Here is a 15,564-nt window from a genome sequence, read left to right on the forward strand (position 1 = left end):
CTGATGAGCCATGTTTCGACACGGTGTCACGTAAGCTCTCAGCATCAGCACTGACAGGAGGGCAATGAGCAAGACTCAGAGTATGGCCAAATCGGCTGCCGAAGGACTGGCAAGCGGTCTGATCCTTGCCCTCATTTTCGGCATGATCGCCGGTCTGGTGGTTTGGATCACGGGAAGATCGGTCACAATGCCGTCGTTCTTCACCGCGGACCGACTCTCTGAAGGCGGCACATTGGTGTTCGAGTTCTATATTGGCTTCCCTGGTGTCATCGCCTTCGGGATCGCGTGTGCGGTCGCTGCAGTGCTCTTCAACCGTCGGTCCCGCCGCCTTGACAGCGCTGCTTGAGATCGCCCAAGTCCCAATAGGCTGATCCTCGCGATCTTGGACGTAACAACTGCGAGGGCGGCGATCGTCTGGTGATCATTTCCGAACCGTGTCAAGTTGAAGCTCAGTCGCGCGGTCGTACGACCATGGCCGGGCAAAGGGCACGTCGGACTCACTTCCGGCTCACGGAACCGAATCCCAGGGAAGCGCTGCGCATGGCGACGGCCGACTTCAAACGGGAACTCCTCGCGTGGCGGGATGAAGGTGCGGGACGGGAAGGAGCCGGCTGCTAGTGGACTTCGGCAATCTGGGAGCCAGCGGAGGACTCAAGGGACTTGCGTCGCAGGGGGCATGCGGGGATGGCAAACCAGCAAAGTGCGGAGGCCGCGGTGATTGCGGTGGCAGTGAGGCCGAGGGCGAGGTTCGCGGGGGAGGGGAGTTCCTGGACGAGCACGAAGACGCCCATGGCCAGGACGAACAAGCCAAAGCCCTTGCGCAGGGCGGCTTCGGGGATGCGCCCACTCAGGCGGGAACCGATGAACGAGCCGAGGATTGCGGCAGCGGTGACCCCGCCAACCAGCGCCCAATCCAGGGATACGGCGGTGAGATAGCCGCCGAGGCCGGCAAAGGACTTCATGGCGATAACCACCAGCGAGGTGCCGACCGCGACGGGCATCGACAGGCCTCCGAGCAGGACGAGTGCCGGGACGACGAGGAAACCGCCGCCGGCGCCGACGAGTCCGGTGACCAGGCCCACGACCAGGCCCTCGAGGATGACCTTGAGCACGGAGAGCTCGGCGTCGCGGGTGGCGGTGGTGTGGTTCTTGCGGCCGCGGATCATGGCCAGGGAGGTGGCGACCATCATGAGGGCAAAGGCGATCATGAGGATCGTTCCGGGAATATGGCCCCCCAGGAGGCCGCCGCCGAAGGCCCCGGCCATGCCGGCGGCCCCGAAGATCAGCCCGGTGCGCCATTTGACGCGTTTCTTGCGGGCGTGGGTCACGGCGCTGACGGCGGAGGTCGCGCCGACGACGAAGAGCGAGGCGGCGATGGCTTCCTTGGGGTTCATGCCTGCAACGTAGGTGAGGATCGGGACGGTGAGGATGGACCCGCCCCCGCCGAGCAGGCCGAGCGAGAGCCCGATCAGCACCGAAAGCAGGAGGGTCAGTACGAGGGTGAGGGTCATGGAGGGGGCCTTGTCTGGGGAGGAAGGGCAGGGGGGCGCGCGGGGTTGGCGCCGGGGCGTGGCTTTAGGTGACGGCTAGGCCGGCGCGTTGCCAGGCGATCATGCCGCCGGCCATGGTGTCGGCGGTGAAACCGGCCCCGGTGAGGGCGTCGGCGACGCGGGCGCTGCGGTTGCCGCTGCGGCAGATGACGATGACCGGGCGGGCCCGGTCGAGTTCGCCCAGGCGGGTGTTCAGTTCCCCCATGGGGATGTGGATGGCGCCGGGGATCATGCCCTCGGTGATTTCGAAGTCTTCGCGGACGTCAAGGAGCTGGTCCGCAGCACGTCGCTTGTCGGTGTCGGTGATGGTGATTTCTGGCATGGTCTGCTCCTTCGGGGGCGTGTTCAAGCGGCATGTGGCTGGTTCCCGGGCCCGGATCAACGCGACCCGGGCCCGGAAACCGGGAGGAACCCGGTTGGCCGCGGGCCAACCGGGTGTGTGCTAGGACTTCTTGGGCGGAAGCTGGGCGAGGACCGATGCGCGGGTCGGCTCGTTGCCGGTCTTGTTCCACGGCATCTTGGCCAGGGCCTTGCCCATGGCGCAGGTGTTGGTGGCCGCGGAGAAGGTCAGGCCCGCCCCGATGACCCCGGCGACAGTGCGGATCTGCGGGGAGAGGAACTTCCCGCCGGCCAGGCCGGCGATCACCAGGGAACCTGCGGCCATGCGCACCTGGCGTTCCAGGTCCCAGCGCTTGGAACCCTCCACGGTCCGGCCGCCAGCCTGCTTGTAAGCGGGGACGCCGCCGGCCAAGACATGGGCGTTGCCGAATCCGACTGACGCGAGGTTTGTCTTGGCTTCGGTGGCGCGCACGCCGGATTGGCAGACCAGCACCACCTTGGTGGCGAGCTTGGTGGCGAGTTCCTCGGTGTGTTCGGCCAACAACGGGAGGGGGACATTGTAGGAGCCCAGGATGTGCAGGGATTCGAATTCGGCGGCGGAGCGTACGTCCAGCACCACGACGTCGGAGCCGGTGGCGATCCATTCCTGGAGTTCTTCGGGGCTGGTGGTCTGGGGGGTGGGGTTCATGGCTTGTGGGCCCTTTCTGCCGGGCATGGCACCTGGCCGGTCCCGCATCCGGAAAGGGGGATGCGGGACCGAAAATAAGCGGAATGGGTGGTGGTGTGTGGGGATTTAGGCGTCCTGCAGCTGCTTCCAGTTGGCCCAGCCGGCGTAGCTGCCCTCGAGCTCGACGACGTCGAACCCGGCGCGGCGCAGGGCGGAGGAGGCCACGGAATTGCGGACCCCGGACTGGCAGTAGCTCACGATTACGCCGTCGGACGGAAGCCTGTCGGTGTTCCAAAGGACGCGTCCGGCGCTGAGCTGCTCGGAACTCGGCACGTGCCCGGCGGAGTACTCGGTCTTGTTGCGCACATCCAACAGCAGGGCGGCATCGAACCCCGCCAGCTCGGCCGGGGAGATCGTGCGAGGCACGTAGACCGGCAGGCCGTCCAGGGACGTGATGTAGCCGGCGACGCTGTCGATTCCCACGCGGATGAGGTGGTCCCACATGTCGGTGGCGGCTTCGGCGTCGGGCGCCAACAGCACCAGCGGGCGCTGGTCGGTTTCCGGGTCCACGGCCCAGGCGCCGTAGCTGGCGGCCTTGGTCCCGGCGGGAATGTTCAGGGCCCCGGCGACGGTGCCTTCGTGGACCGCGGCATGGTGGCGGGTGTCGACCACGCCGATTTCATCCGCGGCCAGGGCGGTCGCGACATCCCCGGGAGCGAGCTCGGCCAGCGGCGGGCGATAGCCCAGAATGGCCGGGCCCCGGCGGTTTTCGCGCTTCATGCGGCCGAAGTAGGCGTGGGCGTCGGGCTGCCCGTCGAGCAGTGCTTCGATGAAGCCTTCCTCGTCATTTGCCTGCAGGTAGGGGCCCCACCAGGCGAAGTTGCGTTCGTAGCCGACCGTGGAGGAGGGGATCGCTCCCAGTGCCTTGCCGCAGGCGCTGCCGGCGCCGTGGCCCGGGTAGACCTGCACGTAGTCGGGCAGGACCAGGAACTTTTCCTTCAGGGAGGTGAACAGGTCGTGGGCCCCGGCGAAGCGGGTGTCAATGCCGCCGGCTGCCTCGTCGAGCAGGTCCGGACGGCCCAGGTCGCCGGAGAAGACGAAGTCCCCGGAAAGCAGGAAGCCGGGCTTGTCGCTGAAGGCGCCGTCGGTGACCAAGAAGGAGAGGTGTTCGGGGGTGTGCCCGGGGGTGTGCAGGGCCTTGACGGTGATGTTGCCCAGGGTGATGGTGGATTGGTCGAGGAGGCGTTCGGCCTCGAACTCGTACTGCCAGTCCGTCCCGCCCTCGCCCGAGACATAGATCGCCGCGCCGGTTGCCGCGGCCAGCTCCCGGGTGCCCGAAAGGTAGTCGGCGTGGATGTGCGTCTCGGTGACGGCGACGATCTTCATCCCGTTTTTTGCGGCGAGGTCCTGGTACACCCGGATGTCGCGGCGTGCGTCGACCACGACGGCCTCGCCCTTGGCCTGGCAGCCAATGAGGTAGCTGGCCTGTGCGAGGTCCTCGTCATAGATGCGTTCGAGAAGCATGGTCTCTCCTTGGGTTCCGTAGATCATTCAAGATACCCCCAGGGGTATCTGGCTTTGTACCAACAATAATACCCCCTGGGGTATCCGTCAAATGGCTCATCGGCCATTCGGGAAGTGCTCGCGGAAGCAAAAAGGCGGCGATCGTCACCGTCGTCAGTGGTGTCGATCGCCGCAGGCCTTGAGCGGTTGGGTTTAGCGACCAAAGAGGCGTGCGAAAAATCCACCTCCCTTGCCGGGCTCCTTCGGGGCGCTCGGATCGCAGGAGCAGCGCTCGCTGCGGGGCACGTGTGCCATGACCTGCTTGACGTGCTGGCCACATCCGGCCCAGGTGGTTTTCTGGCACTTGCGGCATTTGGTGGCGCGGCACATGTGTTGGCTCCTTGGTTCTTGTGATATCAACGGGGCTCGGCGGCCCCTCTTGCATTCGAGTATCGCACATACCCCTGGGGGTATTAAAGTCATCGCTCTCAAAACGTCCGGAAACCCCCGGGGGTATACAATTGACTGAAACGACCACCAAGGAGAAAACCGCCATGCAATTGGAAGCGGACACTGTGAAACCCGCGATCAACAGGCTTAAGCGAGCCCAGGGCCAGCTAAATGCGGTGATTCGCATGCTGGAGGAAGGCAGTGACTGCCGCGCGGTGGTTACTCAGCTTTCCGCCGCCTCCAAGGCCATCGACCGCGCCGGGTTCTCCATCATCGCCACCGGACTCGAGCAATGCCTGAAGAGCGAGGACTCCACGGCAGACCTTGCCGACATGGAAAAGCTTTTCCTCTCATTGGCCTAGTCTCAGCCTATCCAGCAGTCGCTTCCTTCAGGAGCTAAGCAGGCCGGAATGATCAACTCAGATGCTCATGGTTATTCCTGGATTGTCGGGTCACAAGAGTATTTGGACGCCCACGACGGTTCCATGGAGCCGTACCTGGGGTGAAGTTCATCGGCACACGGGTTTCCTGCCATTGAGAGCCATGACCGGGAGGTGCCCCTGGCCGGGTTCGGGCAAGAACATGGCCCGTTGCGTGCATCAAGGAAGCTGTCACGAGCCACCACTGGGGGCTGCCGTCAGGCATCCGAGGTGGCGGCGAGGACTTGCCCGCGCGCCGGACCGGTCGCTGCCCCCATGAGGCGTTTCATCGGTCCTAGTCTCTGCGCCCGCTGCGAGAGGGGTGGCGAAAATGATACCAATCGGGATGTGCAGGAAGCCAGGGGGTAGGGATGAAAATAGTTGAACAGGAACTTCTGCCGACAATGGCCAATCGGGCTCGGAGCGTCCCGCTCGGTGCATCAACGTGGGTTTCAAGGTCCTTCCAGGCACGATTGAGGTCTGGGGGTCCTCCTGTACGTTTCAGCACGGATGTAGGATCGTGGGTGCTGCCGGCTAGCCGGTAAATTCGGAATCTGAATGCCCGCCCGATCCCAGGAGGCTGACCAATGCTCGTCCTCGTCCTCAATGCCGGTTCCTCGTCACTAAAGTACTCGGTCCGCCGATTCGACCCGGACCAGCCGTGCGCCGGCGGCGTGAGGATCGCCAAGGGCATCGTGGAACAGATCGGCGAAGGAGAAGTGGCCGACCATGTCCAGGCCTTCAACATCGTCAGCGGTGAACTCGCCGAAGTCCTCGGCGGACGCACCGTAGACGCCGTAGGACACCGGGTGGTCCACGGCGGTGAACGCTTCACCGGACCCGCCCTGATCGACAATGAGATCATCCGCGCCATCGAGCAGCTGAACGAGCTGGCCCCGCTCCACAACCCGCCCGGTGTGCAGTGCATCCGGGAAGCTACCCGAGCCTGGCCGAAGGTGCCGCAGGTGGCGGTCTTCGATACCTCCTTCCACCGCACCCTGCCCGAGCATGCCTGGCGCTACGCCCTGCCGGACGAGCTCTACCGGCGTTACGGGATCCGCCGCTACGGCTTTCACGGCACCAGCGTGCAATATGTGGGACGGCGGGCCGCAGACCTGCTGGGCGTGCCGTGGGAGGAGTTCGACGGCGTCGTCGCCCACCTGGGCAATGGCGCCTCTGTCACAGCGGTCCGTGGTGGGCGAAGCGTGGACACTTCCATGGGCTTCACGCCCCTCGAGGGCCTGGTCATGGGCACCCGGTCCGGGGACGTGGATCCCGGCGTGCTGGTATTCCTGCTGCGCAAGGGCTACGACGCCGACGGACTGGACAGCTTGCTCAACCAGGATTCCGGATTCAAGGCCTTGGCCGGGCACAACGACATGCGCGCCATCACCGAGGCGGCCGCGGCCGGGAACGAGGAAGCGGAGCTGGCATTGGAAACAGCGGCGCACCGGCTCGCCCGGTACATCGGCGGCTACCACGTGGCCTGCGGAGGGGCCCAGGCAGTAGTGCTCACCGGCGGTGTCGGAGAGAACTCGGCCCCCTTCCGTGCCCGGCTTCTGACCAAGCTCGGAGCGCTGGGCATCAGCCTCGACCCTGCCGCGAACGAGGAAGCCACTGGCTTGGAAGAAGGCCGGACCATCTCCACACCGGATTCGGCCATTCCAGTGCTGGTGGTCCCCACGGATGAGGAGCACGCCATCGCCGAGGCAACCGTCGCCGTCGTCGGGGCCCACTGAACCTGCCCCCACGCGGGCAAGACGGAACGATGTCCAACGGCACGGCATCAAAGGACACCGCGACAGCCTGACTGGGAAGGCGCAAACCGCCGGGATGGGCCTGGGCCACGTTAGACGGGATTCTCCAGTGCTTCATGCTTGGACTGGTCGGCGACACCGGGAACAGCCGTCCATTGCCAGTTCCTGATTTCGGGCATGTCTTCACCGTGGGTTCGGATGTATTGGCGGTGCTCGATGAGCTTGTTTTTGAGCTCCTCGCGCACGTGCGCCGAGATATCCTGGAGCCGCGGCACCCGGTCGATCACATCGATGGCCAGGTTGAACCGGTCGATCTGGTTGAGCACGCACATGTCGAACGGCGTTGTGGTGGTGCCTTCCTCCTTGTACCCGCGGACGTGGAAGTCACCGTGGTTGGTGCGCCTGTAGGTGAGCCGGTGGATCAGCCACGGGTAGCCGTGGTACGCGAAGATCACGGGCTTGTCCGTGGTGAACAGGGCATCAAACTCACGATCGGCCAGACCATGCGGGTTATTGGCCTCATCCTGCAGCCGCAGCAGGTCCACGACGTTGACCACCCGGATGGAGAGGTCCGGGAACCGGGAGCGCAGGATCGCGACGGCGGCAAGGGTTTCCATGGTCGGCACGTCCCCGGCACAGCCCATCACCACATCGGGTTCGGCATCCAAGTCCGTGCTGGCCCAGTCCCAGATGCCGATGCCCTTGGTGCAGTGCACGATGGCGTCGGCCATGCCCAGGTACTGCATCTGCGGCTGCTTGCCGGCCACGATCACGTTGACGTACTGGCGGCTGCGTAGGCAGTGGTCGGCGACCGATAACAGGGTGTTCGCGTCCGGAGGGAGATATACCCGGATCACCTCGGACTTCTTGTTGATCACATGGTCGATGAAGCCGGGGTCCTGATGGGAGAAACCGTTGTGGTCCTGCCGCCAGACGTGCGAGGTCAGCAGATAGTTGAGGGAGGCGACCGGCCGTCTCCAGGGAATCCCGTTGCTGGTGTCCAGCCATTTGGCGTGCTGGTTGAACATGGAATCGACGACGTGGATGAACGCCTCATAGCAGGAGAAAAATCCGTGTCGGCCGGTGAGCAGGTAGCCTTCAAGCCAACCCTGGCAGGTGTGTTCGGACAGGATTTCCATCACCCGTCCGTCGGCAGCCAAGTGGTCGTCCTCGGGCACGGTACGGGCGTTCCAGGTGCGGTCGGTGGCTTCGAGGACGGCTGCGAGCCGGTTCGAGTTGTTCTCATCCGGAGCGAAGACCCGGAAGTTGTCCATGTTCGCCGCCATGACGTCCCGCAGCATCTGCCCGAGCACCCGGGTGGCTTCCACCGCGCCGGTGCCAGGTTCGTTCACCGGTACCGCGTAGTCGCGGAAATCGGGCATCCGCAGGTCCCGCAGCAGAACCCCGCCGTTGGCGTGCGGGGTGGCGCTCATCCGCCGCGGACCTGTTGGGTGCAGGGTGCGGATCTCTTCAACCGGGGCCCCTGATTCGTCGAAGAGCTCCTCCGGGCGGTAGCTGCGCAGCCAGGCCTCCAGGATCTGACGGTGGCCGTCGTTTTCGCGTGCGGCGCTGAAGGGCACCTGGTGTGATCGCCAGGAACCCTCGACTTTTTTCCCGTCGACTTCGGCGGGGCCGGTCCACCCCTTGGGAGAACGGAGCACAATCATCGGCCAGCGGGGCCGCTCGATCCGGCCGTCCTCCCGGGCACCGCGCCTGATCTCCTGGATCGAGTCGATGCAGGCATCCAGGGTCCGTGCGAAGTCCTGGTGCATCTGTTCGGGGTCTTCGCCCTCCACATAGTAGGGGGTATGGCCGTAGCCTCGCAGCAGTGCGTCCAGTTCGTCCCGGTCCATCCGGGCCAGGACTGTGGGGTTGGCGATCTTGTAGCCGTTCAGGTGCAGGATCGGCAGCACGGCACCATCACGGGCGGGGTTCATGAACTTGTTGGAGTGCCAGCTGGCCGCCAGCGGTCCGGTCTCTGCCTCCCCGTCTCCCACCACGGCGGCGACTATGAGCTCCGGATTGTCAAAGGCCGCCCCGTAGGCGTGGGAGAGCGAATACCCCAGCTCCCCGCCTTCGTGGATGGATCCGGGGGTTTCCGGGGCAACGTGGCTGGGTATGCCTCCGGGGAAGGAGAACTGCTTGAACAACCGTTTCATCCCCTCCAGGTCTTGGGAGACGTTGGGATAGGTCTCATTGTAGGTGCCTTCCAGCCATCCCGCCGCGACCGGGCCAGGCCCGCCATGTCCCGGACCCATGACGTACATCATCTCCAGATCCCGTTCCATGATGGCCCGGTTTAAGTGGGCGTAAATGAAGTTCAGCCCCGGGGTTGTGCCCCAGTGCCCCAGGAGTCGCGGCTTGACATGCTCAGGCAGTAGCGGTTCCCGCAGCAGCGGGTTGTCCATGAGATAGATCTGCCCCACGGACAAATAGTTTGCCGCCCGCCACCAGGCGTGGATGCGCTGCAGTTCTTGCGGTGTTAGGACGTTATCCGTTTCGGACAGTTCTGGGGGGAGATTCATGGAGGAGGTCGGTGCCTTTCGCTTCGACGTGATGATGAGTGACCGAACCGCTGTATATGCCGTGCGCCACCGGGTCCCGACGTTGCGATCGGCAGCGTCAGAACAATAGTTCCGATCAGGATGTCTAACCCGGATCCAGGGACAATTCCCTGAGGTGGATGGCGGGGAAACAGTGTTTAGGCGACGGCTCTGAACCTACTGGCTATGACGCGCATAAGCCATAGACAGAAAGGCTTTTATGAAAACTTGGCCATTGGCAGGGGCCGTCAGTCGGGTACTGTCGTGGGCGAACAACTCCGGCTAGGGCGATTGGAATCAGGGGTGGCCCCGCAGGGTGTTGAAGAGTTCGGGCAGGCTCAGGCCTGCCGCTGAAGCAGCGTCGGCGGGCGGAACCCTGGCGGCCATGGCGCGGCACAAAGCCAGGACCAGCTCGGTGTGTTCCACTCCGGAGTAATTCGGTGTGGCAGGGGCCTGACGGGGCGCGTTCCGGGCCGCCGCTGCCTTGATGTTTTTCAGATGCAAGTCCATATCATTCGTTCCGTTCGGAATCGGTGACCAAAGGCCGGTTTGCGGCAATCCAGGCGTTGGCTCCTGCCAGAGTGTCCTCCGTCGGCGCGTGCGTCGCGGACTCAAGCAGAAGCTTGATCACCGTGGCGAAGTCGGTGAAGAGAAACAAGTGGTGGCGGGGAGACATTGAGTAGAAGGTTCCCGGATATGTGAAGCTCTTCGACGCAGACTCCCCGACGAGGGATTGCACGAGTCGGAGGTCGGCCTTCCTCGTCCTATGGATGGGAACGGTTCGGATTCCTGGCCGGGGTGCGGATGAGTTGGCCGGCGTAGGCGAAGCCACCACCGAAACCGAAAAGGAGGGTGAGTGCGTCGGCGGGTACTTTGCCGTTATGCCACCATTTGGAGAGCCCCAGGGGGATGCTGGCCGCCGAGGTGTTACCCGATTCCGAGACGTCGGCCAGGACGATCTTGTGATCAAGTCCAAGGCGCTTGGCCAGAGGTTCAATGATGCGTAGATTGGCTTGGTGAGCGGCGAGGACGTCGATGTCATCGACGGTGTAGCCAGCTTGTTCGATGACTTTATTGGCGTGTTTGGCGGCGTCGGAAATCGCCCACCGGAACACGGTTTGGCCGTTTTGTTCGAAACGATTGCTCGGCGCTTGGATGCGAACCGCATCGGTCATCCGGTTATCGGATCCCCAAGTGACGGTACTGATGCGCGGAGAATCGCTGGCCGTGACGATCATGGCTCCGGCGCCGTCAGCGGTCAGTATGCAGGTGCCACGATCCGTCCAATCAGTCACGGCGGAAAGCTGCTCGGAGGCAATGACAAGAGCGACAGTGGCAGTACCGGTCCGGATGGCGCTGTCCGCGAGCCCAAGGGCATGACAGAATCCCGAGCAGGCCGTGTTGATGTCAACGATTGCAGGCGAAAGGGCACCCAAGGCGTGGGCAACTCGTCCGGCGGTATTCGGCGTGCGATCAGTTGCAGTGGTGGTGGCAACAATGATCAAGTCGACAAGGTCGATCCCGACGTTTGCGTCGGTGAGGGCGTGCCGCCCGGCGGCGACAGCCATGTCCGCGACGGTTTCGGTTTGCTCGGAAATGTGCCGGGTGACGATACCAGTCCGGGACTGAATCCAGTCATCGGTGGTGTCGACCAGCTTGGCAAGATCATGGTTTGTCATCGAGTTCGCTGGCTGGTAATGGCCTAACCCGACGACTTGGGAACCAACAGGACCCTTCAGTAACTGCATAGTGACTCCATTGTTTCCATGCGCCAACTGCGACGCGGAGGATATTGCGGAATTTTCTTGGCGGACACCGAATGCCCAGCCCAGATCTCCTACTGAGCCTAAGGGTTCGTATCCCCTCAGGTGCGGACCTGTCGGCATCGACCATTGTTTCCAATAGGGTTTTCTTGGACTTAGGAAGGATTCGGTCCGTGTTCAGCCCGGAGGATATGGCTTCGCGCATGCTCCACGGCGTCTTCGAGCGTGTCAAAGAGGTGGTTTTCGTGCCGCAGTGATGAGATGACACCGATCCTGGTGGCCAGGCGCAGGTGCTGGGGGCGGATTCCCTTGATGAGCACGGTGATTCCACGTCGTTCCAGTCCGTGCATGAGCTCGGTGATGACTTGTGCGCCGGTGGCGTCGAGGATCTGGAGCTGCGACATGCGCAGGATCACCACGGTGACGTCCTCGATTTTGCCGACGCGGGCAAGGATTCGTTCGGCGACTCCGAAGAACAGTGCCCCGTCAAGGCGGAAAACGGCGATGTGTTCGTCCCCCGGAGCCTCCGGAATGGGGAGCTCTTCCCGGTGTACCCCGGCGGAATCCGCCAAGGCCCGCAGTGCGAAGAAGGCCGCAACGGCAATGCCGATGCCCACCGCGTAGATCAGGTCGACGCTGACCGTGATCAGCGCCGTGACGATGAAGACGACAGCGTCCGACTTGGTGGACCCGACAATTGTCTTGACGGTGGCAATGGAGATCATCCTGGCCGCCGTGACCATCAACACCCCGGAGAGTGCGGCGAGGGGAATGCTGCCCACGACACCGCTCGCGGAGTAGATGACAATGATCAAAACGAGCGAATGGACAATTGCGGACATGCGGGTGCGCCCGCCGGCGCGGATGTTCACCGCGGTTCGGGCGATGGCGCCGGTCGCGGGCATGCCACCAAAGAAGCCCGAGGCCACGGAGGCGAGGCCCTGGCCGACGAGTTCACGGTCGGCGTCGTATGGTCCCGTGTTTGAAATTGAGGCCGCAACGCGAACCGACAGCAGGGATTCGATGGCGGCCAGTGCGGCAATGGTGAGGGCGGGCCCCAGAAGGGCTGTCAGGGTTTCCCAGTCCGCCGAGGGGAGCCGGGGTGCGGGCAGGGAATCGGGCAATGCCCCAATGGTCGCGACGGGCAGCTGGGCCAGGTTCACGCCCACGGTGACGATGATGATCGCGATGATCGACCCGGGGATGGCCTTGTGGATGCGCGGGGCAAGGACCATCACGGCGATGACCACGGCAACAACCAGCAAGGGAACCCAGAGGGCTGCCGCGTCCACGGCTTGGAGCGATTGCGCGGCGGCCATGAAGGCATTGCTGCTTGGCCCTGCGGGGACGCCGAAGGCCGAGGGGACCTGTTGGAGGAAGATGATGACGGCGATGCCCAGCGTGAATCCCTCGATCACCGGCCACGGTATGTAAGTGATCGTCCGACCCAGGCGCAGCAATCCTGCCGCCACCACGATGAGGCCGGCCATCACACAAACCACCGCCAACACGCCAAGGCCCTGGGTTGCCACGATCGGTCCGAGGACCACCACCATCGCCCCGGTGGGACCCGACACCTGGATATGGGAGCCGCCGAAGACTGCCGCGATGATGCCGGCGATGATGGCGGTAATCAACCCGCTTTCGGCGCCGGCGCCGGAACTCACACCAAACGCCAGCGCCAGGGGTAGAGCGACGATTCCAACGGTCACGCCGGCCAGCAGGTCCTGTCGCCATGTCGTGGGGAGCTGGCGGTAATCACGCCAACTGGGCAGCAATGTTGCCACGGAACGCAGGGCGGAGGGGAGTCGCGGCATTAGCTGAGATCCTGGACAAGCTCGGGCAAGCTGGCGCTCGTGGCGAGCTGCTCATGTGTTGTCTGCAAGATTTCGCCCAATAGCGCGCGGGCCACCCGAAGCAGGTCCGCTACCTGGGGATAAGCCAGCCTGTAGAACACCTGGCTGCCACGCCGTTCGGCGACTACAAGGTTGTGCCGCCGCAGGACCGACAAATGCTGGGAGAGGTGCGAGGCCTCCAGCCCCGTGCTCGTGAGCAACTCCGCCACCGAAACCTCGGCCTTTCGGGTTAGCACCTCCAGCACGCTGACCCGTATTGGATGTGACAGGCCCTTGAAGAGGTTCGCCTTCACCTCATACAGCGGACGCTGCGCGTCAAAGTATTGTTCCATGGTTGAACCCTCTCATGATTTGATGAGTTTATCATATCATGATGTTGTAAGATGATGGAACCACCCATCCATCGATTGGATACAACATATGAAGAATGTCCTTGTCTTTCTGATCTCGTTTGCGCTTTTTGTCGGGGGGATCTACCTCATCGGAGAAGCTTGGGCACTTCCGCAATGGCAATGGCAAGGGCTCGTATTCCTCGGAGGCATCATAGGAGTGACGACGGCATTTCTGATCCCGTTTGTGGTTGCTCCCCGACTCGATCCCTAGAGGAATGATCCCCAAACCACGGCCCAGAGCCCCCTTGCTGCAGAGCCCTTCAGCACGTGCTGACTTAGCTACTTCCTTCGACAGGCCGACAAGCCACATGACGAAATTATGAGTCCAAAAGACTGGAAACGACGGCACCTTGGCGCACCGCCGCACTTGCGTTATCTAAGCCGCAAAGGACCCTCCCTGTATCCCGTGCCGAATCGAGAAGGAAAGAAGACGATCATGCACAACTTCACAGAACCCGTAGTCCGAGGTTTCACACCCCATGCCCCTGCCCGCCTGCTGCAATGGGTTGAGCAGGTCGCAGCAATGACCACCCCGGATAAGATCCATTGGGTTGATGGTTCTGCAGCCGAGTACCGGAAGCTCACCGATGAGCTTGTCGGTGCCGGCACCTTGGTACGGCTTGCAGATGAAAAGTACCCCCATTCCTTTGCCGCGTTCTCCGACCCGGACGACGTTGCCCGGGTAGAGGAACAGACGTTCATCTGTTCCGAGCAGGAGCGAGACGCCGGGTTCACGAACAACTGGATGGACCCGGCCACCATGAAAGAGAAGCTGCGGGGGCTGTTCACGGGCTCCATGCGCGGGAGGACCATGTATGTCATCCCGTTCGTCATGGGGCACTTGGAGGCGGAGAACCCCAAGTTCGGCGTGGAGATCACCGATAGCGCGTATGTCGTGGCGTCGATGCACATCATGACGCGTTCCGGGTCCGACGTATTGGCCAAAATGAACCAGCTCAACGCCGACTTCGTCCCCGCCCTGCATTCCGTGGGCGCACCGCTGGAACCGGGACAGGCAGACGTGAGCTGGCCGTGCAATGCGGAAAAATGGATTGTCCACTTCCCGGAAGAGAAATCGATCTGGTCCTACGGCTCCGGGTACGGGGGTAACGCCCTCCTGGGCAAGAAATGCTACTCGCTGCGCATTGCCTCGGCGATGGCCAGACAGGAGGACTGGCTGGCCGAACACATGCTCATTCTCAAGCTCACCAACCCCGAAGGGCAGTCGCATTTCATTAGCGCAGCTTTCCCGTCCGCCTGCGGCAAGACCAACCTGGCCCTTTTGAACCCCACCGTGGAGGGCTGGAAGGTCGAAACCCTGGGCGATGACATTGCCTGGATTCGCGTGGGCAAAGACGGCAGGCTAAGGGCCACCAACCCCGAAGCGGGCCTTTTTGGCGTCGCGCCGGGAACCGGTTGGCACACCAACCCCAACGCCATGGATGCCATTACCAAGGGAAACACCATCTTCACCAACGTTGCCCTAACCGACGACGGGGGCGTCTGGTGGGAAGGCATGACCGAAGAAACGCCGGAACACCTGACGGACTGGACCGGCAGAGAGTGGACGCCGGCCAGCAGCGAGCCTGCGGCCCACCCCAATTCGCGGTTCTGCACACCCATCAGCCAGGTGGACATCCTGGCAGCCGAATATGACGACCCCGACGGAGTCCCCCTCTCCGCCATCTTCTTCGGTGGCCGACGCAAGACAACCATCCCGTTGGTCACCCAGTCACGCGACTGGACCAGTGGGGTCTTCATGGGCTCGACCCTGTCCTCCGAAACGACAGCGGCTGCAGCAGGCAAGGTCGGCGTCGTCCGCCGCGACCCGATGGCGATGCTGCCATTCATCGGCTACGACGCCGGCGATTACCTCCAGCACTGGCTTGACATCGGCAAATCGACGGACACGTCAAAGCTGCCGCACATCTTCCTGGTCAACTGGTTCCGCCGCGACGCCGCCGGGAAGTTCCTCTGGCCCGGTTTCGGGGAAAACTCCCGCGTCCTGAAATGGGCCATCGAGCGGATCGAAGGAACCGCCGCCGGCATCGAAACACCGATCGGCTACGTCCCGGCCCCCGGATCCCTCGACACCGCCGGACTGGATGTCACCGACGAGGACCTGAGCATCGCATTGGACGTCGACCCCGAAGAATGGGACCAGGAAATCGAGAGCATCAAGCAGTGGTACGCCCGTTTCGGGGATTCCCTGCCGAAAGAACTATCCGCCCAACTGGACGTGCTCACCGAACGCTTCACCCGGTCCTCGTCCATCAGCTAGTTGCGCAACCGCGCGGAAACCCGGTGTCCCTGCGATCACCTCCA

13 protein-coding genes are annotated in these 15,564 nt (G+C 63.3%); 4 read left to right on the plus strand and 9 right to left on the minus strand.

The window, feature by feature from the left end; genetic code table 11:
* The first annotated feature begins 64 nt into the window (after positions 1–64).
* Positions 65–346, plus strand: coding sequence for a hypothetical protein (locus ACLQ7E_RS17270; protein ID WP_411733804.1), 282 nt, complete (start codon positions 65–67; stop codon positions 344–346).
* A gap of 268 nt (positions 347–614) precedes the next feature.
* Here ACLQ7E_RS17270 and ACLQ7E_RS17275 read toward each other — a convergent pair whose 3' ends face one another.
* The 4 genes from ACLQ7E_RS17275 to ACLQ7E_RS17290 all read right to left on the minus strand — a co-directional run bounded on the left by ACLQ7E_RS17275 (position 615) and on the right by ACLQ7E_RS17290 (position 4,080).
* Positions 615–1,511 (minus strand): sulfite exporter TauE/SafE family protein, encoded by an 897-nt coding sequence (locus tag ACLQ7E_RS17275; RefSeq protein WP_411733805.1) that lies wholly within the window; start codon positions 1,509–1,511, stop codon positions 615–617.
* 64 nt (positions 1,512–1,575) lie between these two features.
* Entirely contained in the window at positions 1,576–1,872 is a 297-nt protein-coding gene (locus tag ACLQ7E_RS17280; protein WP_411733806.1) for a rhodanese-like domain-containing protein, read from the minus strand.
* A 120-nt stretch (positions 1,873–1,992) separates the two neighbouring features.
* Positions 1,993–2,577 carry a rhodanese-like domain-containing protein gene (locus ACLQ7E_RS17285; protein WP_411733807.1) on the minus strand — a complete coding sequence of 195 codons (585 nt, stop codon included), beginning with the start codon at positions 2,575–2,577 and terminating at the stop codon, positions 1,993–1,995.
* 105 nt (positions 2,578–2,682) lie between these two features.
* Positions 2,683–4,080 carry an MBL fold metallo-hydrolase gene (locus tag ACLQ7E_RS17290; RefSeq protein ID WP_411733808.1) on the minus strand — a complete coding sequence of 466 codons (1,398 nt, stop codon included), beginning with the start codon at positions 4,078–4,080 and terminating at the stop codon, positions 2,683–2,685.
* A gap of 533 nt (positions 4,081–4,613) precedes the next feature.
* Here ACLQ7E_RS17290 and ACLQ7E_RS17295 point away from each other — a divergent pair.
* Both ACLQ7E_RS17295 and ACLQ7E_RS17300 read left to right on the plus strand, forming a co-directional pair.
* Positions 4,614–4,871: a metal-sensitive transcriptional regulator gene (locus tag ACLQ7E_RS17295; protein WP_411733809.1), complete on the plus strand. Its 258-nt coding sequence runs from the start codon at positions 4,614–4,616 to the stop codon at positions 4,869–4,871.
* A gap of 644 nt (positions 4,872–5,515) precedes the next feature.
* Positions 5,516–6,667, plus strand: coding sequence for an acetate kinase (locus tag ACLQ7E_RS17300; protein ID WP_411733810.1), 1,152 nt, complete (start codon positions 5,516–5,518; stop codon positions 6,665–6,667).
* Between the two features lie 110 nt (positions 6,668–6,777).
* Here the strand turns inward: ACLQ7E_RS17300 and ACLQ7E_RS17305 are convergent, their stop codons facing one another.
* From ACLQ7E_RS17305 to ACLQ7E_RS17325, 5 genes are all read right to left on the minus strand, one after another.
* Positions 6,778–9,210, minus strand: a complete 2,433-nt coding sequence (locus ACLQ7E_RS17305; RefSeq protein WP_411733811.1) for a phosphoketolase — start codon at positions 9,208–9,210, stop codon at positions 6,778–6,780.
* A 315-nt stretch (positions 9,211–9,525) separates the two neighbouring features.
* Complete coding sequence (locus ACLQ7E_RS17310) at positions 9,526–9,732, minus strand: hypothetical protein (RefSeq protein ID WP_411733812.1); 207 nt, start codon at positions 9,730–9,732, stop codon at positions 9,526–9,528.
* A gap of 260 nt (positions 9,733–9,992) precedes the next feature.
* Positions 9,993–10,976, minus strand: a complete 984-nt coding sequence (locus tag ACLQ7E_RS17315; protein WP_411733813.1) for a beta-ketoacyl-ACP synthase 3 — start codon at positions 10,974–10,976, stop codon at positions 9,993–9,995.
* Positions 10,977–11,146: 170 nt separating this feature from the next.
* Positions 11,147–12,808: a SulP family inorganic anion transporter gene (locus tag ACLQ7E_RS17320; protein WP_411733814.1), complete on the minus strand. Its 1,662-nt coding sequence runs from the start codon at positions 12,806–12,808 to the stop codon at positions 11,147–11,149.
* On the minus strand, positions 12,808–13,179 hold the full coding sequence (locus ACLQ7E_RS17325) for an ArsR/SmtB family transcription factor (protein WP_411733815.1): 372 nt from the start codon (positions 13,177–13,179) through the stop codon (positions 12,808–12,810). The genes ACLQ7E_RS17320 and ACLQ7E_RS17325 overlap by 1 nt, the downstream gene beginning before the upstream one ends.
* A 496-nt stretch (positions 13,180–13,675) precedes the next feature.
* On the opposite strand from ACLQ7E_RS17325, the gene ACLQ7E_RS17330 reads away from it, so the two are divergent.
* Positions 13,676–15,520 (plus strand): phosphoenolpyruvate carboxykinase (GTP), encoded by a 1,845-nt coding sequence (locus tag ACLQ7E_RS17330; RefSeq protein ID WP_411733816.1) that lies wholly within the window; start codon positions 13,676–13,678, stop codon positions 15,518–15,520.
* Positions 15,521–15,564: the final 44 nt, after the last annotated feature.

Origin of the sequence: Paeniglutamicibacter sp. (assembly GCF_046714615.1) — a bacterium.
Lineage (GTDB): Bacteria > Actinomycetota > Actinomycetes > Actinomycetales > Micrococcaceae > Paeniglutamicibacter.

Bases quoted from the DNA above. Each gene is read 5' to 3' on its own strand.
- ACLQ7E_RS17270 (WP_411733804.1), top strand. From the start codon at position 65: ATGAGCAAGACTCAGAGTATGGCCAAATCGGCTGCCGAAGGACTGGCA.
- ACLQ7E_RS17275 (WP_411733805.1), bottom strand. From the start codon at position 1,511: ATGACCCTCACCCTCGTACTGACCCTCCTGCTTTCGGTGCTGATCGGG.
- ACLQ7E_RS17280 (WP_411733806.1), bottom strand. From the start codon at position 1,872: ATGCCAGAAATCACCATCACCGACACCGACAAGCGACGTGCTGCGGAC.
- ACLQ7E_RS17285 (WP_411733807.1), bottom strand. From the start codon at position 2,577: ATGAACCCCACCCCCCAGACCACCAGCCCCGAAGAACTCCAGGAATGG.
- ACLQ7E_RS17290 (WP_411733808.1), bottom strand. From the start codon at position 4,080: ATGCTTCTCGAACGCATCTATGACGAGGACCTCGCACAGGCCAGCTAC.
- ACLQ7E_RS17295 (WP_411733809.1), top strand. From the start codon at position 4,614: ATGCAATTGGAAGCGGACACTGTGAAACCCGCGATCAACAGGCTTAAG.
- ACLQ7E_RS17300 (WP_411733810.1), top strand. From the start codon at position 5,516: ATGCTCGTCCTCGTCCTCAATGCCGGTTCCTCGTCACTAAAGTACTCG.
- ACLQ7E_RS17305 (WP_411733811.1), bottom strand. From the start codon at position 9,210: ATGAATCTCCCCCCAGAACTGTCCGAAACGGATAACGTCCTAACACCG.
- ACLQ7E_RS17315 (WP_411733813.1), bottom strand. From the start codon at position 10,976: ATGCAGTTACTGAAGGGTCCTGTTGGTTCCCAAGTCGTCGGGTTAGGC.
- ACLQ7E_RS17320 (WP_411733814.1), bottom strand. From the start codon at position 12,808: ATGCCGCGACTCCCCTCCGCCCTGCGTTCCGTGGCAACATTGCTGCCC.
- ACLQ7E_RS17325 (WP_411733815.1), bottom strand. From the start codon at position 13,179: ATGGAACAATACTTTGACGCGCAGCGTCCGCTGTATGAGGTGAAGGCG.
- ACLQ7E_RS17330 (WP_411733816.1), top strand. From the start codon at position 13,676: ATGCACAACTTCACAGAACCCGTAGTCCGAGGTTTCACACCCCATGCC.